The 19,824-nt window shown below is 67.4% G+C and carries 17 protein-coding genes and 2 tRNA genes; 10 read left to right on the top strand and 9 right to left on the bottom strand.

The window, feature by feature from the left end:
• Positions 1 to 71 precede the first annotated feature (71 nt).
• Entirely contained in the window at positions 72 to 932 is an 861-nt protein-coding gene (locus tag ACFXIV_RS38190) for an NAD(P)H-binding protein (RefSeq protein WP_379401798.1), read from the top strand.
• Positions 933 to 1,020: 88 nt separating this feature from the next.
• Here ACFXIV_RS38190 and ACFXIV_RS38195 read toward each other — a convergent pair whose 3' ends face one another.
• Positions 1,021 to 1,560, bottom strand: coding sequence for a transglycosylase family protein (locus ACFXIV_RS38195; protein ID WP_379401797.1), 540 nt, complete (start codon positions 1,558 to 1,560; stop codon positions 1,021 to 1,023).
• 533 nt (positions 1,561 to 2,093) lie between these two features.
• Between ACFXIV_RS38195 and ACFXIV_RS38200 the strand changes: the two genes are divergently transcribed.
• Positions 2,094 to 2,167 (top strand) — tRNA-Met (locus ACFXIV_RS38200).
• Between the two features lie 164 nt (positions 2,168 to 2,331).
• Here the strand turns inward: ACFXIV_RS38200 and ACFXIV_RS38205 are convergent.
• Positions 2,332 to 2,661 (bottom strand): hypothetical protein, encoded by a 330-nt coding sequence (locus ACFXIV_RS38205; RefSeq protein WP_379401796.1) that lies wholly within the window; start codon positions 2,659 to 2,661, stop codon positions 2,332 to 2,334.
• Between the two features lie 212 nt (positions 2,662 to 2,873).
• On the opposite strand from ACFXIV_RS38205, the gene ACFXIV_RS38210 reads away from it, so the two are divergent.
• The 3 genes from ACFXIV_RS38210 (at position 2,874) to ACFXIV_RS38220 (ending at position 5,861) form a co-directional block, all read left to right on the top strand.
• Complete coding sequence (locus ACFXIV_RS38210; RefSeq protein ID WP_379401795.1) at positions 2,874 to 3,632, top strand: PP2C family protein-serine/threonine phosphatase; 759 nt, start codon at positions 2,874 to 2,876, stop codon at positions 3,630 to 3,632.
• Between the two features lie 93 nt (positions 3,633 to 3,725).
• Positions 3,726 to 5,723 carry a YhgE/Pip family protein gene (locus ACFXIV_RS38215; RefSeq protein WP_379401794.1) on the top strand — a complete coding sequence of 666 codons (1,998 nt, stop codon included), beginning with the start codon at positions 3,726 to 3,728 and terminating at the stop codon, positions 5,721 to 5,723.
• Positions 5,724 to 5,787: 64 nt separating this feature from the next.
• Positions 5,788 to 5,861: transfer RNA gene (locus ACFXIV_RS38220), tRNA-Met, on the top strand.
• A 143-nt stretch (positions 5,862 to 6,004) separates the two neighbouring features.
• Here the strand turns inward: ACFXIV_RS38220 and ACFXIV_RS38225 are convergent.
• Together ACFXIV_RS38225 and ACFXIV_RS38230 are read right to left on the bottom strand one after the other, a co-directional pair.
• On the bottom strand, positions 6,005 to 6,454 hold the full coding sequence (locus ACFXIV_RS38225; protein WP_379401792.1) for a CoA transferase: 450 nt from the start codon (positions 6,452 to 6,454) through the stop codon (positions 6,005 to 6,007).
• The gene (locus ACFXIV_RS38230) at positions 6,390 to 8,375 is read right to left on the bottom strand and encodes a sulfatase-like hydrolase/transferase (protein ID WP_379401791.1); all 1,986 of its coding nucleotides are present in this window, start codon (positions 8,373 to 8,375) and stop codon (positions 6,390 to 6,392) included. Before ACFXIV_RS38230 ends, ACFXIV_RS38225 begins: the two co-directional genes overlap by 65 nt.
• Before the next feature lie 157 nt (positions 8,376 to 8,532).
• Between ACFXIV_RS38230 and ACFXIV_RS38235 the strand changes: the two genes are divergently transcribed.
• Positions 8,533 to 9,549 (top strand): LacI family DNA-binding transcriptional regulator, encoded by a 1,017-nt coding sequence (locus ACFXIV_RS38235; RefSeq protein ID WP_379401790.1) that lies wholly within the window; start codon positions 8,533 to 8,535, stop codon positions 9,547 to 9,549.
• Between the two features lie 111 nt (positions 9,550 to 9,660).
• Here the strand turns inward: ACFXIV_RS38235 and ACFXIV_RS38240 are convergent, their stop codons facing one another.
• The 4 genes from ACFXIV_RS38240 to ACFXIV_RS38255 all read right to left on the bottom strand — a co-directional run bounded on the left by ACFXIV_RS38240 (position 9,661) and on the right by ACFXIV_RS38255 (position 14,135).
• Positions 9,661 to 9,981 carry a hypothetical protein gene (locus tag ACFXIV_RS38240; protein WP_379401789.1) on the bottom strand — a complete coding sequence of 107 codons (321 nt, stop codon included), beginning with the start codon at positions 9,979 to 9,981 and terminating at the stop codon, positions 9,661 to 9,663.
• A gap of 110 nt (positions 9,982 to 10,091) precedes the next feature.
• The gene (locus ACFXIV_RS38245; RefSeq protein WP_379401788.1) at positions 10,092 to 10,787 is read right to left on the bottom strand and encodes a hypothetical protein; all 696 of its coding nucleotides are present in this window, start codon (positions 10,785 to 10,787) and stop codon (positions 10,092 to 10,094) included.
• A gap of 303 nt (positions 10,788 to 11,090) precedes the next feature.
• Complete coding sequence (locus tag ACFXIV_RS38250; protein WP_379401787.1) at positions 11,091 to 12,602, bottom strand: DUF1254 domain-containing protein; 1,512 nt, start codon at positions 12,600 to 12,602, stop codon at positions 11,091 to 11,093.
• A gap of 39 nt (positions 12,603 to 12,641) precedes the next feature.
• Positions 12,642 to 14,135: a DUF1214 domain-containing protein gene (locus ACFXIV_RS38255; RefSeq protein ID WP_379401786.1), complete on the bottom strand. Its 1,494-nt coding sequence runs from the start codon at positions 14,133 to 14,135 to the stop codon at positions 12,642 to 12,644.
• 119 nt (positions 14,136 to 14,254) lie between these two features.
• On the opposite strand from ACFXIV_RS38255, the gene ACFXIV_RS38260 reads away from it, so the two are divergent.
• The 4 genes from ACFXIV_RS38260 to ACFXIV_RS38275 all read left to right on the top strand — a co-directional run bounded on the left by ACFXIV_RS38260 (position 14,255) and on the right by ACFXIV_RS38275 (position 18,439).
• Positions 14,255 to 15,148: a helix-turn-helix domain-containing protein gene (locus tag ACFXIV_RS38260; RefSeq protein WP_379401785.1), complete on the top strand. Its 894-nt coding sequence runs from the start codon at positions 14,255 to 14,257 to the stop codon at positions 15,146 to 15,148.
• Positions 15,149 to 15,450: 302 nt separating this feature from the next.
• Positions 15,451 to 16,821, top strand: a complete 1,371-nt coding sequence (locus ACFXIV_RS38265) for a cutinase family protein (protein ID WP_379401784.1) — start codon at positions 15,451 to 15,453, stop codon at positions 16,819 to 16,821.
• Positions 16,822 to 16,935: 114 nt separating this feature from the next.
• Positions 16,936 to 17,571, top strand: a complete 636-nt coding sequence (locus tag ACFXIV_RS38270; protein WP_379401783.1) for a TetR/AcrR family transcriptional regulator — start codon at positions 16,936 to 16,938, stop codon at positions 17,569 to 17,571.
• Between the two features lie 688 nt (positions 17,572 to 18,259).
• A complete protein-coding gene (locus ACFXIV_RS38275) occupies positions 18,260 to 18,439 on the top strand; it encodes an alpha/beta fold hydrolase (protein ID WP_379401781.1) in 180 nt (59 codons plus the stop codon).
• Between the two features lie 6 nt (positions 18,440 to 18,445).
• Here ACFXIV_RS38275 and ACFXIV_RS38280 read toward each other — a convergent pair whose 3' ends face one another.
• Positions 18,446 to 19,651 carry an Ig-like domain-containing protein gene (locus ACFXIV_RS38280; protein WP_379401780.1) on the bottom strand — a complete coding sequence of 402 codons (1,206 nt, stop codon included), beginning with the start codon at positions 19,649 to 19,651 and terminating at the stop codon, positions 18,446 to 18,448.
• Positions 19,652 to 19,824 lie beyond the last annotated feature (173 nt).

The following is a 19,824-nucleotide window of genomic DNA, read 5'->3' on the forward strand; positions in this document are numbered from 1 at the left end:
GCCGGTATTCCGCGCCGTTCGCAGGATGAAGGAGCGGGACACACTCGCCTCTACCGACGAACGGAGTACCCATGTTTCTCGTGACCGGAGCCACCGGCACCGTTGGCCGCGCGGTGGTCGATCGGCTGCTGGCCGAGGGCCTGCCGGTGCGGGCCGTCACCCGCCGCCCCGAAGCGGCCGGCCTGCCCGCCGGTGTGGAGGTCGTGCGCGCCGATCTCGGCGACGCGGACAGCCTGCCCGCCGCGCTGACCGGAGTCCGCGGCGTCTTCCTGTCGACCGCGGGCCCCGAGATCCCCACGCACGACGCGAATCTCGCCCGGGCTGCGGCGGCTGCGGGGGCTGAGCACATCGTCAAGCTGTCCTCGGGGCGAGCCGGTGATGCGGCCGCGACCGACCCGATCCCCGCCTGGCATCGCGCCGGCGAGGACGCGGTGCGCGCGAGCGGGGTCGCGTCGACCATCGTGCGCCCCATGGGATTCATGTCCAACGCGCTGCACTGGTCGCCCTCGATCCGCGAATCCGACACCGTCCGTGCGCCTTTCGGCCAGGGCCGCATCGCGGTGGTGGATCCGCGCGATATCGCCGCCGTCGCTGTCGCGGCGCTCGCCGACCCGGCGCGCCATGCCGGTCAGGTCTACACGGTCACCGGTCCGCAGGCGCTCTCCCCGGGCGAGCAGACCGAGACCCTCGCCGAAATCCTCGGCCGCCCACTGCGATTCGAAGAGATCTCGGCCGACCGGGCGCGGGCGGATCTGCTGCGCTTCGGGGTGGAGCCGGAGCTGGCCACGGCCATCATGGCCCTGCGCGCCACGGCACTGGAGTCCTTCACCTCGGTGGTGCATCCGACGGTCGCGGAGGTCACGGGCCGGTCACCGCGAACCTTTCAGGAATGGGCTCTCGATAATCGTGCGGAATTCACTGGCGCACAATAAGAATTGTTGCCTCCGAATAGCGAAAGGTGCTGCGTCGCCATTGACGCAGCACCTTTCCATTTCTTCCGGTATGGGAAGGAGATTCGGGTTATTTGCCCCAGGATTCGATGAGGGCGGCGTTGGACTGGAGGACCTGGTTGTACTGGTCCTGCACGCCGAACTGCTGGGCGAGGCCGCCGGCAACGCTCTTGGCCTGGTCGATGACGGCCTGGCGATCGGTCGGGAGGGCGGGGACGGGAGCCGGGGCTGCGGGCTCCGGCGCGGCCTGGGGCTCGGGCTCGGTGACGCCCGCGCGCAGGTACTGGCCGCACACCGGCCAGGCGCCGGCACCCTGGGTGGACAGCACGTTCTCGGCCACGCGGATCTGCTCGGCCTTGCTGGCGCTGGAAGCGAGGCCGGCGCCGCCGTTTGCGGCCCAGGTGCTCTGCGAGAACTGCAGACCGCCGTAGTAGCCGTTGCCGGTGTTGATACCCCAGTTGCCGCCGCTCTCACACTGGGCGACGCCGTCCCAGTCGTGGGTCGGGGCGGCGGAGGCGGTTGCGGTGAAGCCGAACGGGACGGCAACAAGTGCGCCGGTGACGGCGGCGAAGCCGAGGACGCGAGTGTTGATCTTCCGGTTCTGTTTCATGGTGTTTTCCCTCCCTGTGCCGACCGGCCCGGCGCAAATGCTCCGCCGTGTCCCTGTCCCCAGGAGTCGGGGTGCCCGACCGCGGGACAGGGTTTCCGGAGTGCAGCGGTTCGGGTCGGAGCCCATCTCAGGTTTGATCCGGGCCGCAACTGACGATAACGAGTAAATCTCGACAGATCACGTCTTGATAACTTCAGAATTGCATGAAGCGAATGACCAGAAAAACGGCGTTGATGCAGGTTGGCTATGCTGCAAATGCCAATCCCGAGCGGTCTGTTATCTGGCCGTGATGTGATTCAACTCACCAAGAATTTGTGACTCCGGTCACGTTTCGTGCTCAAATGAACGACCAACCGTGCGCGCGAGACTCTCAAATGGAAGATTTTCACCCTGATTACTCCGCTTTAGGGGCAACCGTCCGGTCTGCTTCGCTCCGCCGCCCTCGCTCACCCGGCTGTCTTCCGCCCCAAAACCTGGCTTGACCAGCCGATTTGGTGCATCTCCTAGCCCGTGTGTAATGTTGTGTTCACCGACGCGGGGTGGAGCAGCTCGGTAGCTCGCTGGGCTCATAACCCAGAGGTCGCAGGTTCAAATCCTGTCCCCGCTACTAAGCGAAAGGGCCCGGAACCATCAGGTTCCGGGCCCTTTCGCATATTCGAGTCTCTCCGTTCATGGCGGCGAGCAGCCAACCCGGTGTGTCGCCTCAGGAGGCCAGGCCGGGGTTCTTCGCCGGGGTATCAGGGGCGGGCGGGGAGTCGCGCGGAATTTGTGTCAGCCGACCTTGTCGAGGAAGGCCAGGATGGCGGCGTTGATCTCGTCCGGGCGCTCCTGCTGGATCCAGTGGCCGCAACCCGGCATGACGAGAGGCTCGAGCAGGTTCGGGATGAGTGCGCGCATGACCGACAGGTCGCTGAAGCGGACAGCGGTGTCGAGCGCGCCTCCGGCGAAGAGGATCGGCTGGGGGAGCAGCTGATGCCGCCAGGAGGAGTACCAGAGTTCCGGAAACCCGTGCAGCAGGACCACCAGCGGCCCGCTGCCCGCCTCGGCCAGATGCGTCGGCAGGCCGTTGACCGTGACGGTCCGGTGTTCGATCGCGTTCATGGATCCGAGTCAACGCCGCGGCGGCATGCGGATACATCCGCGCCCAGGCGGCATCCGTGCTACGCGCCGCGGCGTAGCACCTCATTCGTGAACCTCTCGAATTACTCAGCAAGCACACAGACATTTCGGGAGCGGAGCTTGGGTTTCGGCCGTTGAATGGGGTAGTGCTGCAGGACAGCACCCCGTGAGACGGAGTCCCAGGAGGTCCGGTCGTGCACACCGAAGCCATCGAGGTGGGAGATGTCGCCGCTGTCGACGCCGATGCGCAGGCGCGGCTCGGTCTGGTGGCCGGGGCGGGGGTGAGTCGGCTGGGGCGGCGCACGATCAATGCGGACGCGTTCGCCACGTTCACCGATGCCCGGCTCGGGCGAAGCGTTTTCGTGGTGGCCGACGGGGTGGGGGATCATCTGGCGGCGGCCCGGGCGGCGCGGCTGGTGGCGCAGACCGCGGCGCGGGCGGCGGTCGGGGACGGCGCGCAGGCCGGAATCCTGGCGGCGCAGCGGGAATTGCTGCGTGAGCTACCCGAGTCGAGCGCCGACAGCGTGCTGGTGGTCGCGGTGCTGCCGAGCAGTGGTCAGCTGGACGGCCCCTGCGATATCGCCTGGGTGGGTGACTGCCGGGCCTACCGGTGGAACGGCCGCGTGCTGCACCGCACGACCACCGATCACACCGTCGCCGAGTACTTCCGGGCGCGCGGGCACGACCCGCTGCCGGGTATGCGGCATCTGGTCACGACCTCGGTGCGGACCGTGCAGCCGGGCGACATCGGGCGCGCGGCCACCGGATCGAGCGTGGGCAGGCTGCTGCTGTGCACCGATGGGGTGGGTAAGAAGCTCAACATGCCGATCATCAAGTCGATTCTGTCCCACGGGACTTCGGCGGGTCAGGCGGCGGAGGCGCTGGTGGGGACGGCCCTCGGTCGCGGCGGCACCGACAACACCACCGCACTGGTGGTGGACGCGAGCCGCTGAGCCGGGCGGGTATTTCCTCGAATTCGCACATTCTGGACGGGTGACCAGGTAGCTTGGGCCCGACTTTGGCAGTGCGCAGTATCGGGGTTCGCCGTGGCAGACAGATCGACATCCATCCGCAGTCGCCTCGGCGGTCTGCTCCGGCGCAAGCCACGGGGATCCACATTCGCACGCGCCTCGATCGTGCTGCTCCTGGTGGTGCCGACACTGGTCTCGGCGGTCTACATGTGGATCATGTGGGATCCGGAGCTGTACCTGAAGCAGATTCCGGTCGCCGTCGCCAGCGACGATGCCGGCGGCATCTCCGACGGCAAAGCACAGAACATGGGCACCGAGATTCTCGACAATCTGGTGTCCAGCGGTGAACTCCAGTTCCACCGGGTCAGCAGCGCGGAAGCGGTGCGCGGGCTGCGGGAGAGCCGGTACGCCTTCTCGGTCGTCATTCCCGCCGACTTCACCCGGAACGTGCTGAGCGTGACCGATCCCGCGCCGCAGCATGCTCGGATCATGGTCTGGTACAACGACTTCAACGGCACGCTGGGACCGGCCGTGGCCAATAGCGTTGTCACCGAGGCGCAGAACCAGATCGCGGCCACCATCGGGCGCGGTTACGCCGGTCAGATTCTGGTCGGCGTGAACAGTCTCGGCTCCGGCCTCGGCGACGCCGCCAAGGGGGCGACCCAATTGGCCCAGGGCACCACGCAGCTCGCCGACGGCTCCGACCAGCTGACCGCCGGACTCGATCAGGCCGCCACCGGCGCGGCGCAACTGGCGACCGGTACGGGCCAGCTCCATACCGGCGCGGTCCAGCTCGCCGACGGCGCGAGCCAATTGGTCACCGGCACCGATCAACTCGGCTCGGGAGCACGGCAGATCCGTGACGGCGTGGACCAGGTCGTCACGCCGCTGCTGGACGCCCTCCAACCCGCCGGACGGCTCGCGGCCCAGCTCGATCCGCTGCTCGACCAGTTGAGCAGGAACCCGGACCCCGCGGTGGCCGACGCGGTCACCCAGCTGAAGAGCCTCATCGGCCAGGTCCGTCCGGACGACCCCGATTCCCTCGTCGGCCAGCTGACCCAGTTGCGCGACGGCACAAAGGAATTGGCCCGGCAGCTCACCGATCCCAAGGCCGACTACCGCTCCGGCGTGCTGGCCCTCGCCGACGGCAGCACCCAATTGCGTGACGGCACAGCACAACTCGGCAGCGGCGCGAACGATCTGTCCACGGGCCTGGACCAGCTGGTCGCCGGCGGCCGCGACCTCCGGGCGGGCGTCACCCAATTGAGCGACGGCGCAACCCAGCTCGACAACGGCCTGCGCGACGGTGCGGCCGCCGCACCCCACATCGGCGACCCCAACGCCTCGGCCGACGTTATGGCCCAGCCCGTCACCATGGACATCCGCAATCAGGAACCCAGCCAGCTCGTCCGCGATGGCGACCGCAGCCACAAGGAGATCGCCCGCGGCGCAGGCCCCGTGCTCGTCGTGATGGGCTCCTTCCTCGCGGCCATCGTCCTGTGGATGCTGGTGCGCCCCTTGCGCGGAGCCGCTCGCGGCCGCTCACCCTGGCGGCGCGCCGCGGGCCCCGTCCTGCGCGGCACCGCGGTCGGCGCGGCGTGCGTCATCGCCGTGTCCGCCCTCGCCGCCGGTTACGGCAGCTGGCTCGGCTGGTCCCCGCAACAGTGGCCCGCCATGGTCGCCGTCATCGCCCTGGTCGGCCTGGTGGCAGCGGTGACGGCTCAACTGTTCGTCGTGCTCTTCGGCCGCGTCGCCGGTTCCATCGCGGCCTTCTCCTTCTATATGTTCCAAATCTTCGCCTTCGGCGGCGTCTTCCCCGCCGGCACCACCCCACTCCTGTTCCGCCCCTTCAAAGACATCGCCCCCATGACGTTCGCCCGCCGTGCCATCATCCGCACCGACATCGCCCTCTACGACCGGATGTTCTGGATCTCCATCACGGCCCTGCTCCTCATCCTCGCCGCCGCCCTGGCGATCATGATCGCCGCCCGCTACCTCGCCGCCTCCGTACCCGATCCGGCCCCCGCCGACCGCACCCCCGAACCCCTGCACCCTATTCCCTCCCGACCCTGAAAAACGGCTCTGACCAGTCGATTAGGTTCCCTTCCCCACTCGTGTGTAATGTTGTATTCACCGACGCGGGGTGGAGCAGCTCGGTAGCTCGCTGGGCTCATAACCCAGAGGTCGCAGGTTCAAATCCTGTCCCCGCTACAAACGAGGGCGGTCCTGACCAGAAGGTCAGGACCGCCCTCAATCTATATCGGGGTTCGTGGCGCGCAAGACCGTCTATAGCGGGGTTCGTGGCGCGCAAGACCGTCGCTTGGGTCCATTGGTCTGCGGGACGCGTCGGATGTTCAGATGATCCCTTCGGCGCGCAGCGCGGACCGGGTGTCGGTGTCCAGGCCCAGCAGCTCTGCCAGGATGTCGTCGGTGCTGGATCCCAGTGCGGGGCCCAGGCTGCGGATGCTGCCAGGGGTGCCGCTCATGCGTGGCAGGGGCGCGGCCATGCTGATGCGGCCGTGATCGGGATCGTCGACATCGATGAGGGTGCCGCGGTCGCGGTAGTGCGGGTCGGCGGCTATGTCGGCGATCGACATGAGTGGTGCGGCGGGGATGTCGTTGTCGCTCAACAGTTTCGCTGCTTCGTCCGCCGACCGGCCGGCGGCCCACTCGGCCACGAGCGCATAGAGTTGCCGCTGGTTCTGGATCCGGGCCGAAGGCTGCCGCCGATGCCGACTGTCAGGGAATGCCGACGGCGGTGTTGTCCAATGCGCGCACGGTGTGGGCGGCGGCGGTACGGACATGGCCGTCCGCGTCGGACTTGCCGGGCGCGTTGGACGCGGTGACGAGTTGGGGGCGTGCCGCGCGGGCGCCCTCGCCCAGGTGGTCGAGTGCGTTGGCGGCCTGCAGCCGGATCCAGCCGTCGGGGTGACCGACCAGAGTGTCGCCGAGGTAGGCCACGGCCCGCGGGTCGCCGACTGTCCGAGCGAGGGCTTCCGCGAGTGCGACTTTCACATGCGGTGACGGTTCGGTGTCGAATGTCCGGTGCAGGTCGTCGGTGGCCGGTGCCCCGTCGGTGTCGAGCATGCAGCAGCCGGTCGCGGCCCAGTAGCGCACGATCTCGTTGCCCGAAGCCAGATTTCGCACAAGTTCGGGGATGGCGGCGGGGTCGCGGCGGATGGCGGTGGCTGCCAGCGCCATGACTTCGCGCAGCGGGTAGACGCTAGGTTCCCGGCTCGTGGTGTAGCCTTCGGCGGCTTCGCTTTCGGGGATGAAACCGTCGTCGACCACCGCCAGCATGTGCTCGTCCAGGGCCGCGCTCATCCGTCGCAGATCGGTCGCGTAGGCGGGATCTGTTGCGAGATTGTGGATTTCGTCGGGGTCGGCGAGGGTGTCGTAGAGCTCCTCGGCGGGGCGTGGCTGCCAGAACCGGTCGGTGACCTCGTCGAGGCGGCCGTCATGGTGGAGTTGATCCCATTCGCGATATCCGGCTTGGAACCACATGAACTGGACGTGCAGGCCGTTGGGCAGATGGGGTAGATAGTTGCGGATGTAGCGGAAACGTTCGTCCCGCACGGTGCGGACCATGTCGTAGCGCTCATCCATGCGATTGCGCATGCCGAACGCGTAGGCCGCCGTGGACCTGCGCGAACCGGCGAAGGGGGTACCACCCATCCACGCGGGTGCGCCGACTCCGGCCAGGTCGAGAATCGTTGGCGGCAACGCGGTTCCGCTGCAGACGGGCTCGTCGAGCACGGTGCCCGGCGGGGCGGGGGCGAGATGGGCGAGATTGCGGCCGAAACGGGCGATCAGCGGGATATGCAGGCCGCTGTCGTAGCAGAAGCGTTTCGAGCGAGGCAGTACACCGGCGTGATCGCTGTAATAGAGCACGATGGTGTCGTCGGCGAGTCCTGCCTCGTCCAATTCCCGCAACCGAGAAGCCATTTCCTGGTCCATCTGGTTGATCTGGTTCATGTACAGTGCGGCGTCCGAACGGGTGGTCGGGGTGTCGGGATAGTACGGCGGGATGCGCACCTGGTCGGGCGTGGTGGGCCCGCCGACGATCGGCGTCGGGAGGGCGGAGTGGACGGATTGAAGTTCCTGTAGATACGGCGTGGACACCTTGCTGTCCAGTTCGTCGAGCCCTGGCGCGTTGAGGAACACCGAAATCTCATGCGTGGTCATCGGGTTGAAGATCGCGAAGAAGGGCGCGTCCGCCGGGCGATTGCGCCAGTGCGCCCGTGCCGAGGACTCGTTCCAAGTCGAGCCGACATCGAGGTCGGCGGTGTTGTAGTCCTCCTTGGCGTTATTGGTGCAGTAGTAGCCCGCCTGCCGCAACAGTCGCGGCCATCCGGCGTGATCGAGAAACGGCGGCAGGGCTCCGGCGGCACGCATGTGGTTGGCGGGGGCGCAGCTCTCCGGTGCGACTCCGGAGATCATCGCGAACCGGGACGGCGCGCAGACAGGGGCCGCGGAGAAGCAGTTGCGCCACCGAATTCCTTCCGCGGCAAGCTGATCCAGCGTCGGGGTGTGGGCGACGCCGCCGTAGCACCCGAGGTGCTGCGCGCCGCAGTCCTCGCTCACCAGGCATAGGATGTTCGGCCGCGGTCCATCCTCGGCTCGGGCGAGCGCGGGCACGAGCGCGGCGGCCGCGATTGCTGCCGCGCTACCCAGGAGTGTGCGGCGTGTGAGCACGGCGTCGGTGTGTCGAATGGGTGCAGTCATGGCCGCAACGGCCCCTCTCGATCTGCCGGCGAGCAATACTGTCGGCCGGTCAGCTACTTAGTTACACGTGTAATCAGCCGCAAAGGTTACACGAGTAAGCTGCTATTGTCATGGGCGCTGGAGCGTCCACCCCCTACTCGGGGGGAAAGGGAGGACCGTGACCTCGGAGACACCGATCGACAAGCCGAACAGCGCCGATGTCGCGCGACGGGCGGGGGTATCGCGAGCCACGGTGTCCTATGTGCTCAACGGCCGCGCCGACGCGCGGATCAGTGAGCAGACCCGCGATCGCGTGCTCGCGGCGGCGAGCGAGCTGGGCTACGCGCCCAATGCCACCGCCCGCACCCTGCGGGCCGGACGCGGCAACACTGTGCTGATCCCGATGCTCGAACTCCCGGCCAGCCCCGCCAGTGACGCGTTCCTCGAACACCTCGCCCGCGAACTGGCCGAACGAGATCTGTGCCTGCTCGTCCACGGCGGCCGACAGCGGCCGGGGTTGGAGGCGGCGCGGGCCTGGGCCGAACTCCGTCCCGCTGCGGTGATCGCCCACCCGTTGCAATGCCCCACCGAGAGCGTCGAATTCCTGCGCCGCGCCGGAGTGGACGTGGTGGTGCTGTTGGGTGCCCAACCCGGCGCGACCACCGCGATCCAGATTCCGTTGAATCCCGCGGCGGTCGCCCACACGGCCGCCGAATACCTGATCCGGCGGGGTTGCACGCGACTGGCGTGCCTGGTGCCCACCGGTCTGCTGGCCGTGTTGAGCGTGCCCCGGTTCGAGGCCGTGTCCGAGTTGGCCGGGCAGCGTGGCATACCCGTCGAGCGGGTGGACTGCGAGCTGACCGAGCAGAGTCTCACGCCGGTGGTGGAGCGGTGGCTCGTCGAACCGGGCACCCGCCCCGATGGCATCTACGCCTATAACGACGAGCATGCCTTGCTGCTCATCGAAGTCCTGCGCGAGGCCGGATTGGCCGTACCGCGAGACGTCGCGGTGGTCGGCTCGGGCAATTTCCCCATGGGCGCGGTCCTGCGACCCCGCCTGACCACCACTGTCGTTCCCGCCAACCGCCTTCCCGCACTCCTCGCGGCCACCATCCACGCGGCGCTGGACTCGGACGGCCAGGCACCTCCCCGGCAGCTGCTGCAGCCCGAACTCATCGTGCGCGAATCCGCTTGACCCGCAACGGCATCGACCGGGTCGCGGTCGTTGCTGTGCACCTGTGTGGTCCTCGTTCTGTCGATGGGGTGGAGTTCGGTGTCAGCGGAGGGTTCCGGAGAGTGATCGAACTCAGGCGTCGGTGGGTGCTGTCAGGGTGAGTCCCGCGGCGATGACGGCACCGGCGGCGCACAGTCCCCAGATCGTGAGGTAGGCCGTCACGCTGGGCAACGCGGTGTGCGGAAGGATCAGGGCTTCGAGTAACGCAGCGAATCCGGCGCTGGCGACGCTGCCGCCGATTGTGTACACGTTGTTGTAGACAGCGACGGTGCCGGCGGATCGGTCCGCGGCACTGGCCTCGACGATGACCGTCGGCAAGCCTGCCAACGCGAGCCCGGCACCCGCACCGGCGATCGCATAGGCCAGCCCGAACAGCGGCAGCGATGTATGCATCGGAAGTTCGATCGAGTCGTGTTGCCGGCGTGGACAATACGAATCGGGTCGATGCCGCGCTCGGCGAACATGGTGGCCGCGCCGGTTGGGCGCGGCCGGGGTCGCGTCGGCTACTTGGCGGCGGGCGTCGCCGGGGTGAAGGGCTCGTTGACGGTGGTGAAGTACTGGATCAGGGAGGCGACCGCGACCGGCGCGGTGACCAGTAGCGCCCCGGCGAAAGCGCCGATGCCCGCGCCGATGGCGATGCCCGCCAGGCATCCGGCCAGCGGGCCCGCGCCGAAGAGCGCGGCGAGGATGCCGGTGACGACACCGCCGACCACCGCCCCGCCGACACATCCGATCACACCGCCGATGGCGGTGCCCACCGCCGCGCCGCCCGCGGCGGACGTGGTGATCTGCAGGGAGGCCCGCTGGAAGGCGGCCTGCTCGCGCTCGTAGCGGGTGCGCCAGGGCGCCTCGTCCTGGTAGGGCATGGCGACGGGGGTGAGGGTGGCGGTGTGGCCGTCGATGGCCGCCTCGATCGGGTAGTCGACACCATCGATGCTGAAGCTGAGCGGAATGCCCGCCAGCACTTGGCCATTGGCGGCCTTGATCTCGAACCTGCCGTTCTCGGTGACCAGACTGCCCGCGTCCGTGGAGATCGTCGCGGCGGTGTCGGTGGCGGTGACGTCATAGTTCACGCCGGTCTCGGGTGTCGCCGCAGCGGTCGCCGACGGGGCCTGCGGTTCGGCGGAGGCGGTCGCCGTGGCGGCGGTGAGCGTCGCGGTCGCCAGGGCGGCGGCGGTGACCAGGGTGGTGATCCTCATCGGTATTTCTCCTCGAATTCAGCGTCACGGGTGTTGCGGGAAGCCGGATTTGCTCGGCGATCGATCACCGGTGATGCACCAGAAATTGATATGTGGAACATGTCACAATCGCCCGTGTTCTCGGTCACTCGAGTCTCGGTGAGTAGGACGAATTCGGCCTCGGCCGACTGGTGTCTCGCTGTCTATATCAAGGTCGGTGCAGCTTGTGGCGAGAATGCCTCCGGTTTCTTAAGGCAAACGCCTTAAGGCGATTGCCTTAAGGCAATCGCCGGTGGTTGGCGCCGCGCTAGCGGAGGATCGTTGTCAATTTGTTCGAGTGGCTTTGGCCATGGGATAGGTGCCGTCCAAGAGTCCCGAGGTGGGGCCGTAGAAGCGCGCGGCGAGTTGGAAGCGGTCCTTGGGTGGCGTCGGTAGCCAGTTGCGCCGTTGGTCCGGGTCGGCGGGCGGGTCGGGTTGCAGGTAGAAAGTCAGTTTGCCGTCGGCGACCGCGTATGCACCGGCGGCGAATTGGCCGCTGGTCACGCTGTACCGGTTGATCGGGTTGTCGATGAAATAGCCCGCCGAGTCGTACATCGGCAGCTCCCAGAATTCCGTGGTGGGCGGCAGATTGCCGATATCGAAGGTGAGCGTGTACCGGTGGCTGCCGTCGAGGTCGCGCCCCTCACTGTCCTTGAACAAGTAGGCGATGGTGTGGGATTGGTACGGCACAGGCGTGCCCCAGGCGACGTCGTCGGCACCGGCTTTGGCCGGGTAGTCGAGGGGGTCGGAGAACAGATCCGATTGCAGTCGCCAGCCGTTCATGTCGATCTGTGTGGCGGTGAAGGCATTTCGCGCGTTCGTACGGGCGTGGGTGAAGCCTTCTTCGATCTTGGCCCGCTGAGCCGAGTCGACCTCGGTCGGGTCGAAGATCGTGCCCGGCTTCAGGCCCAGCCGGGCCAGATCGATCAGGGTCCGAGTTTCCTTGACCGAGTCGGTCTTTCGGGTCAGGGTGGGGTCGTTGAGCGACAAGCTCAGCAACTGCAGATAGTCGAGCGCGGTCATCGACTTGGCGATGTCGGTGATCTGATCCATACGCGGAAAGTCGCGATAGTCGCCCTTGATCTTCGGCTGCTGATCGAGCGGGGGAACATGGCCGCCCGCAGTGGTCCACTGGCTGAGCGGAACCGCGCCGATGCCGAGCACGACCGCTCGTGCGGCGGCCATATCCGCGTCGGTGCGGGAGGTGACCGCGATGCGAGCCGACAGCACGAAGGAGTCGGAGGGCGCACGCACGATCTGGGTTCCGGTGAAACCGGCTGGTAGTTTGTCGTGCCAGTTCGGGCCGATGATCAGATACCGTTGTGGCGCATTGCCGGTGAATTGGGAACCGGCTTTGAAGAACCAGTCGGCGTATTGGTCACCGGCCTGCACACTCCAGTACCGGCCGTCGGTCACCGCCGGTGTTTCGATGACGACCGGATCATTCGACAGGTCGAACATGCCGCCCGAGTACAGCGTCGAGGCGTTGACCGTGGTGGCGACGCGACTGGTCTTGGCATTGAACAGTTCCAGCTGCGGTTGCAAGTGGTTGAGTCCGTGGAAGGCGGGACCGTCCTGCTGGGTGTACAGGTGGCGCAGTTCGTAGAATCCCGCGATATTGAGACCCCAGTCGAAAGCCTGCTCGGTCAAATCCGAGATCTCGGTGCCGGACAGGGAACTATCGATCTGTCCGGTGCCGGCGGTGGGGGAGCCGCACGCGGCGATCATCGGAATGAGTGTCACAGCGGCGGCGGCCGCGGTGCGGGCCCGCAGTAATTGTCGTCGGGTCGTCTTCAAGAGCCACCAGTCCTTCGTATTGTTCGCGGATTCGGGGAGTCACGCGGCAGCGATATCGGGCAGCGGCCAGCTCCCGGTGTAGTAATCCGCGGTAGGTGCGTAAAGCCGGAAAAGTACGAGGAAACCGCGCCCGGGAACGGTCTTGATCCAGTTCGATTCGCTGGTTCCGGCAGGCAGACTCGGGCCGAAATGGGCATCGATCGTGCCATCGGGGTTGACCGTCGGGTTCTTCAGCGACGAAATCGACGGTCGGCGGGTGTCGGTGACGACGAAATGGAAGTCGTCGGCGTCATAGGCGGAGGCCGACCAGTACGCCAGCATCGGGGCCTTCGGCGGCACCCGGAGCACATAGTGTTTCGAGCCGTCGAGGAAATTGCCCGATGAGTCGCGGAAGCTGGTCAGGTAGGCCGCGCCGGAGCCGATGGGAGGTTTGGCGTCCGGGTCGAGGAATTTCTGCATGGCGAAGCCGAACCGGAACAGCGCCGCACGCTCGTCCACCTCGGTGATCGAACCGCGCTCCTGGGTATGGGACACCAGACCGGTCGGACTGCGCCAATGTGTTTTCGGATAGATGCTCGGGCGCGCCACCCGTGGATCGGCTTCCAGCGTGGCGACCATTTTCCGACCCGTATCCGAGGCCCGGGTCAGGATCGACTTCACGCGATCGTCGGGCTGGAATGTGTGCCCGATGCCGAGACCCAGCGGGGCGAGCATGCCGAGCATGATCCGGTCGCGCTCTTCGGGATACTCGGCCGCGAGGGCTTTCCCCATGAGGGTGAAGTAGTCCAGACCGCGTGGGGTCAGTCCGTCGTAGTCGTCGAAATTCATGAGCCGGAACCGCGGGGCGGGCGGGTTCGTCACCGCGGAGTAGGCGAAGAGGTTCGCCCGCTGTAGCCGGGCCGCGGCGTCGGCGGCACTGTCGCCGCGGTTGCGGACCGCGCGCAGGAAGAGCATGCCGGTGTACGTCTTCGATTGGCGGACAAAGAATCCCGTCTCGGGCAATGGTCCGGTGTACCCGGGCGGCACCACCAGGTAGCGGCCGCCGCGCCCGGCATCTGGGCCGGTGCCGCCCACGTCTTCGATCGGCCGCTGCCAGGCGTCCAGCAGTACGCCGTACTGGCCGCCGCCCGGAATGTCGATCACCAGCGGGCCGGTCGCGGTGAGGTCGAAATAGGCGAAGGAGTAGACGACATCGTCATTGCCGGTCTGCAGTTTCTGGTTGACCTGCTCGAGCTGGTTGAAGATGAACAGCTCCAGCGGCGCGATGCCCAGTCGTCGCGCACCCTCGGCCATGGCGGCCAGGCCGACCAGCGGCTGCGCCCAGATGTAGCCCTGTACGGCACGCTGATAGTCCATTTCGTCGTAGAGCGCCGCCGCGGTGTCCGCGCTGGGGTAGCCGGTGGATTCGAGCTCGAAGACCGGATCGCCGGGATCGTTCGACCGGCGTTGCGGTGCTTCGGTTCTCGTGCACGCGACGGCGGTGGCGAGTCCGCCCGTGGCCAGTGCCGAGGCCAATAGTGCCCTGCGATTCATGGTTCGACTCCCTTGTCGTCACCCGCCGCGCGCACCTCGGTGTGGACCGTGTGGCAGGATGACAAATATTCATCATCATGTGTCTAGTATTTGGCAGCCGGACAGGATAGGTCGTCGCCGTGACGGAAAGCAAGAGCGCCGAGAGCGCCGGGCAGTCGGGCTCGCCGCCGACCGAGCGGGTCGTGGCCGTCGTGGAACTGCTCGCGGGCCGTGGTGAGCCGCTGTCGGCTTCCGAGATCGCCGGCCGCCTCGATCTCAATAGATCGACCGTGGGCCTGATCCTCGGTGCGCTCGAGAATGCCGGGTGGGTGGCGCGGCGACCGGATCGGCGCTATGAGCTCGGCGTCGGCCTGGTCGGCGTCGCCGAGGCCGTGCGGGATGCCGTACCCCTGCTGCGCGGTCACGACCGCGCCCTGCGCGCGCTGGCCGACCGTACCGGGTGCGGTGTCGCCCTTGTTCATATCGGAACCAGCGAGGCGACCATCGTTGGTATCGCGCGTGGCGACGCGGGCATACCGACCCACGTCGGCGTCGGTACTCGACTGCCGCTCGCGGCACCATTGGGTGCGACCGTCGTCGCGCACCGCCCACCCAACTTGCGTCGGGCCTGGCTCGACACCGCCGCACCCGAACTGCGAGAAGACCTTTCGGCCGCTCTCGAGAACATATTCGATACCGGCGTCGCGGTGTTCGCGCTCGGCCGCACCGATCCGCGGTTGTTCGTTTTGCTTGCGGAGATGAGCGAGGTGCTGGCCGCGCACCCTGGACGAGTCGCCCTGCGTCGTAAGGTCTTCGACATGATGACGGCACTGGCGGCCGCACCGTACGACCCGGACCGGATGGCCGCCGAAGAACCGCTGTCCATCAGCTTCATCGCGGCCCCGGTCGCCGCCGTCGGCCGCCCCGCGTACGAACTTCAACTGGGCCCCATGCGCACTGGAATCGGAAGGGCCGAGCGAGAGCGGATGGTGAGCGAATTACTCATCACCGCAAGGGAATTGGGTATGAACTGACGGTGCCGCCGCGGTCCTGCCCGGTCTATGGATGATGAGCGTCGGTCCGCGCAGGTCAGCGGAATATCAATCGTCCACGGTACAAATGAAGGGCCCCGGAGAGATTCTTGCCGGGGCCTCTTCGCTGTCCGTCTGGTCGGCGTGGTGGTCCGCGGGCCTCTGACGTGGTCTGAAACGATTATGTGTCTGAAAAGCCTGCGAAACCGACCGCGAGTGGCGAGAATTGTCTATGCTGCGCAGCGGAAACGAGGACCTGCCGCCGCACCCGCCCGAAACCCCTTCGGCACCAGAGGAATTGGACAATGAGCAGGCTGGCGACAGCGTGCGCGGCGATCTTGGTTGCCGCGGGCGTCACGGTCGGGACCACGGTGGTCGGCGATGCGCGGGCGGAGACGCACGGCGCACTGCCCTGCACCCCGTATACGGCGATTCTCGCGCCGGGGACCTGGGAGACGCGCTTCGATGCGGATCCGATGGTGCCGGTCGGCATGCTCAGGCCGATCGGCGATGGGCTGCAACGGCAGTACGGCAGTGACATCACCGTGCTCTACGCCCCGTATGCGGCGAGCGCTTTCGATCAGGGGCTGAGCTATGCGCAATCCCTGAGCACCCTCGAATCCCGGCTGCACCAGATGGCGAGCAGCCTGTGCGGTTCGACGCGAGTCTTCCTTGCCGGGTACAGCCAGGGTGCGGACGGGATCGGCGATTTCGCGACCGAGATCGGCAATGGTGAGGGGCCGATCAGCGCCGATCGGGTGGTCGGAGTGGGGCTGCTGGCCGATCCGCATCGTGATCCGAGAACCACACTCTCGCTGGGCGACCCGCAACCCGGTCACGGCATCGCCGGGACGCGGAGTCAGGACTTCGGTGCGCTGACCGATCGGGTGCGCACCCTGTGCGTCGAAGGCGACCTGTACTGCTCGCTCAATGCCGCCACGTCCCCGTTCCTCTTTGCGCTCGGCCGGGTGCTCAGCGGTGACTCCGCGATGATCGCATCGCTGATTCCCGCGGGCACGGATCCCAGCACACTCCTCACGCAGGCCGTGAAGGTCGGCGCCGGCTGGACGGCGACCGCGGCGAACCTGCCCGCCATTCTCCAAAGCCTCACCAACCTCCCCGATCTGATCCAAGCGGGCGATATCAGTGGCGCGCACGAGATCGCGAGCAACCTCAATATGGCCCTGGCTCCGATGGTCCAGGCGGCCGCGGGCGTGGACCTGCCTCTCATCGGCTCGGTCATCCGGGCGGCCGCGGCCATCGACCCGTCGGGCTGGACCGCCGCGGCCAGCGTGATCGCCGATGCCCTGACCCAGATCGATATCCTGCGGATCGCGGGGAATGTCGGCCACATGCAGGAAACCCTCTGGCGCGCAGTCGAATCCCTCACCCGCAACGACGCGTCCGGCGCCGCTGCCGAAGTGGCGACCCTCGCCCCGGCCGGACTCGATCTGGCCGGCTCCGTTCTCGGCCCCCTCACCAACGCCGTACGCGGTGATCTCCGCGTCGCCGCGCAAACCCTGCTCAGCATTGGCGGTATCGACAGCATCAACGATCTGCTGGAACTGAGCCGCCAGGGTGTCGACATGGCCACCTTCTACGCCTCGAAGGCGCACGTCGACTACGGCGACGACGCACAGATACTCCTGGGCTTCCTGGGCTCCCTGGCTGCTTGACAGGACGCCGCTCCCCGCCCCGGAACCACTGGTTCCGGGGCTGCCCGCGTCGGGGCGGGTTAGGATCTGTGATTCATGGACCGGTGGGGAGCCGGACCTGAGGGGGAGCGAAACATGGTGACTACCACCGATATACCCGTGATCGGCCGCAGGGAGCGCAACCGGCAGCGGGTCCGTGCTCGGATCTATACGTCCGCGCTGGAGTTGTTCGCCGAAAAGGGCTACGACGCAACGACAATCGACGAGATAGCGGAACGCGCGGACGTGTCGCGCGGCACCTTCTTCAATCACTTCCCGCGCAAGGAAGACCTCATCACCGAGTGGGCCGAAGATCGGCGCCGCACACTGATGGACCGGATCGAGCAGCCACTCGGGACCGGGGCGAGCGACACCGGCGCGCTGCTGCACCGGTGCATGGCCGGTCTCGCCCAGCTCAGCGAGGCGCAGCGCGGAGTCACCGAGATCATGCTGACGGCGTGGGTGAAGACGGGCCGGCCCCTCACCGAAGAGCCGTACACCGCCGAGGTTTTCGCGCGGATCATCGACATGGGCGTCCGGCGCGGCGACATCGACTCACGCGTGGATCCGGTCCTGCTGGGGAACCTCCTCCGCGACGCCTACCTCGGGGTCGTGTACCGCTGGGCACGCCGCACGACCGACCAGGAGCGGATAGCCGGCGAACTGCAAGACGTACTCGACGTCATCCTGCGCGGTGTCGCAACCCCGACCGCGACGCCGGGAGTCCGCTGACGCCGTCGCCGCTCGGCGCGCTGCAGACCCTGACCAACGACATCGACAAGGTCGCCGAGACCGAGAACGATTGGCCCGCAGCGTGACCGAACCCGCCGACTTACCGTGAATGTGATCTGGACGCCATTCGTGGTCGAGTCATGCGGATCGAATCATGCACTTTGGCACGAAATGTCCCCTAGCAGGCGCGTTCCATCCCCATCCCGCAGTCGGAACACCGATAGATTTGCCCGGTCCGGGCCCAACGAGGGGTGGGTCCGCACATACCTTGGAGCGGACGCGGAATGGAGGCTCGATGCCCAGCGGGGCGATGCGGGAGAGGATCGCGGGACTCATGGCCCGGCGCCCGCTGACCCCGCTGCCGCTCGCCCGGCTGCAACGCAACACCACGAGGAGACACCACCCATGGAGCGTTTCGACAAGGGGCGCCGGGAGTTCGCGGCGCTGATCGGCGCGGACGCCGATGTGGCACAGGCCGAACTGCGCCGCCGCTCACCGTATCTGTTCGACGCGATGATCGAGGGCGCATTCGGCGGCGCCCTGGCCCGCCCGGAAGGCCGAGAACCCGTGGCCGGTCCGCTACGCGCGCGAGCAGATCCTGCGTGGCAACGCGGTCGACTGGGCCGCCGCCTGGCGCGCCTTCAGCGGTCTCGATGTACAGAACCGGTTGTCGGACTTCACTTCTCCGGTGCTCGTCCTCGCCGGCGAGCGTGACGCCTCGACCACGCCCGCGATCATGAAGGGGGTCGCCGCACGCATCCCCGTGGCCGAGTACCGCGAACTGCCCGGCGCCCCGCACATGCAGACCCTGGAGCAGCCCGCGCTGGTCGCCGCGGCGCTCGACGACTTCCTGCCCGCAGACCGCTGACGGCCCTCAGGCCAGGGCGCTGCCCCGCTGCCAGTCCGGCCAGAGGATGGTCCAGTCACCGCCCTGCCCGATGTCGAGCGGATCGCCGCCGGTATTGCGGACCTCGACCACATCGCCGGGGTTGGCGAAGTCGAAGAACCAGGCGGCGTCCGCGGGACTGAGGTTGAGGCAGCCGTGCGAGACGTTGGTATTGCCCTGCGCCCAGACCGTCGCGGCGAGTTCGTGCAGGTAGATGCCGTCGTGGCTGATGCGGACGGCATTTCTGATGTTTTCGCGGTAGCCGAGGCCGGAGTTGACGGGCAGGCCGTAGCTGGAGGAGTCCATGCTGACGACGCTGTTCTTGTCGAGCACGGTGTAGACCCCGGGATGGGTCCAGAACGACAACACCCGCTCGCCCACCACGGCGGTACCGCCCCGGCCCATGGACGTGGGCATGGTGCGAACCAGGTTGCCGTTCTCGAAGACCTCGATGTGCTTGGTGTTGTCGTCGGCGATGGCGATGTGGGAGGGGCCGATCACCACGGAGGCCCGCTGGTCGTCCCGGCCGTACACGCCGTCGCCGAGGCGGGTGCCGAACAGGTTCGCCGCGACCGTGATCCGGGTGCCGGGCGTGTGATAGTTCTCCGGCCGCCAGTGCGCATTGCGGTCGTCGAGCCAGTACCACGCGCCCGGCACGTGGGGCTCGGTGGTGACCCGGAGGGTGCGTTCCGCGGCGGCGCGGTCGACGGCCTCGTCGAAGTGCGCGACCAGCACCAGGCCGATGCCGTAGGTTTCGCCGTCCTGGATGTCGAGGAGATTGTTCGAGCGGAAGGAGACGCTGGTCAGCGTGTCGGGCCGGACAGTGGTGAAGACGGCGGTGGTGTCGACGTCTCCGGTCTCGCCGTTGGCCGCCACCGACGCCGTATAGGTGTGGCCGTAGCCGAGTGGTTCGGAACTGATCCAGGCCAGGCGATCCACGGAGAGCGTGCCCGGTAGCGGCCGACCGGTTTCGTCGATCCAGGAGACCGAGGTCAAGGTCCCGTTGAGCACACCGACCCGGCCGAGTTGGCGCGGACTCAACTCACGCCCGGCGGCCACGGGCGGAAACACGATGGCCGCTGGCCGCGAGGCGCGCGGGAGCAGCCCGTTGCCCCGGTACGGCACGCTGCCGGCGACGAACAGGCCGCCCAGCCCCATGATCCCGGTCAATACCTGACGACGTCGCAACCCCAACGCGCGCTCCCTTCGACCTGATCCCGGACCCGGCTCGATCGTGTCAGCATCGCGCCGCCGGCCAACAAGATCACGGCGCCGGACGGGATCTCCACCGTTCCGTCGCGTAACCGACACCTGGCGGCAATCGAGCGGGAGCGCTCAGCGGGTCGGTATCACTTCAGCGTCAGGTG

Origin of the sequence: Nocardia sp. NPDC059236 (assembly GCF_042754085.1) — a bacterium.
Taxonomy (GTDB): domain Bacteria; phylum Actinomycetota; class Actinomycetes; order Mycobacteriales; family Mycobacteriaceae; genus Nocardia.

Bases quoted from the DNA above. Each gene is read 5' to 3' on its own strand.
- ACFXIV_RS38255 (WP_379401786.1), bottom strand. From the start codon at position 14,135: ATGAATCGCAGGGCACTATTGGCCTCGGCACTGGCCACGGGCGGACTC.
- ACFXIV_RS38240 (WP_379401789.1), bottom strand. From the start codon at position 9,981: ATGCATACATCGCTGCCGCTGTTCGGGCTGGCCTATGCGATCGCCGGT.
- ACFXIV_RS38270 (WP_379401783.1), top strand. From the start codon at position 16,936: ATGGTGACTACCACCGATATACCCGTGATCGGCCGCAGGGAGCGCAAC.
- ACFXIV_RS38230 (WP_379401791.1), bottom strand. From the start codon at position 8,375: ATGACTGCACCCATTCGACACACCGACGCCGTGCTCACACGCCGCACA.
- ACFXIV_RS38265 (WP_379401784.1), top strand. From the start codon at position 15,451: ATGAGCAGGCTGGCGACAGCGTGCGCGGCGATCTTGGTTGCCGCGGGC.
- ACFXIV_RS38225 (WP_379401792.1), bottom strand. From the start codon at position 6,454: ATGTCCGTACCGCCGCCGCCCACACCGTGCGCGCATTGGACAACACCG.
- ACFXIV_RS38205 (WP_379401796.1), bottom strand. From the start codon at position 2,661: ATGAACGCGATCGAACACCGGACCGTCACGGTCAACGGCCTGCCGACG.
- ACFXIV_RS38190 (WP_379401798.1), top strand. From the start codon at position 72: ATGTTTCTCGTGACCGGAGCCACCGGCACCGTTGGCCGCGCGGTGGTC.
- ACFXIV_RS38245 (WP_379401788.1), bottom strand. From the start codon at position 10,787: ATGAGGATCACCACCCTGGTCACCGCCGCCGCCCTGGCGACCGCGACG.
- ACFXIV_RS38195 (WP_379401797.1), bottom strand. From the start codon at position 1,560: ATGAAACAGAACCGGAAGATCAACACTCGCGTCCTCGGCTTCGCCGCC.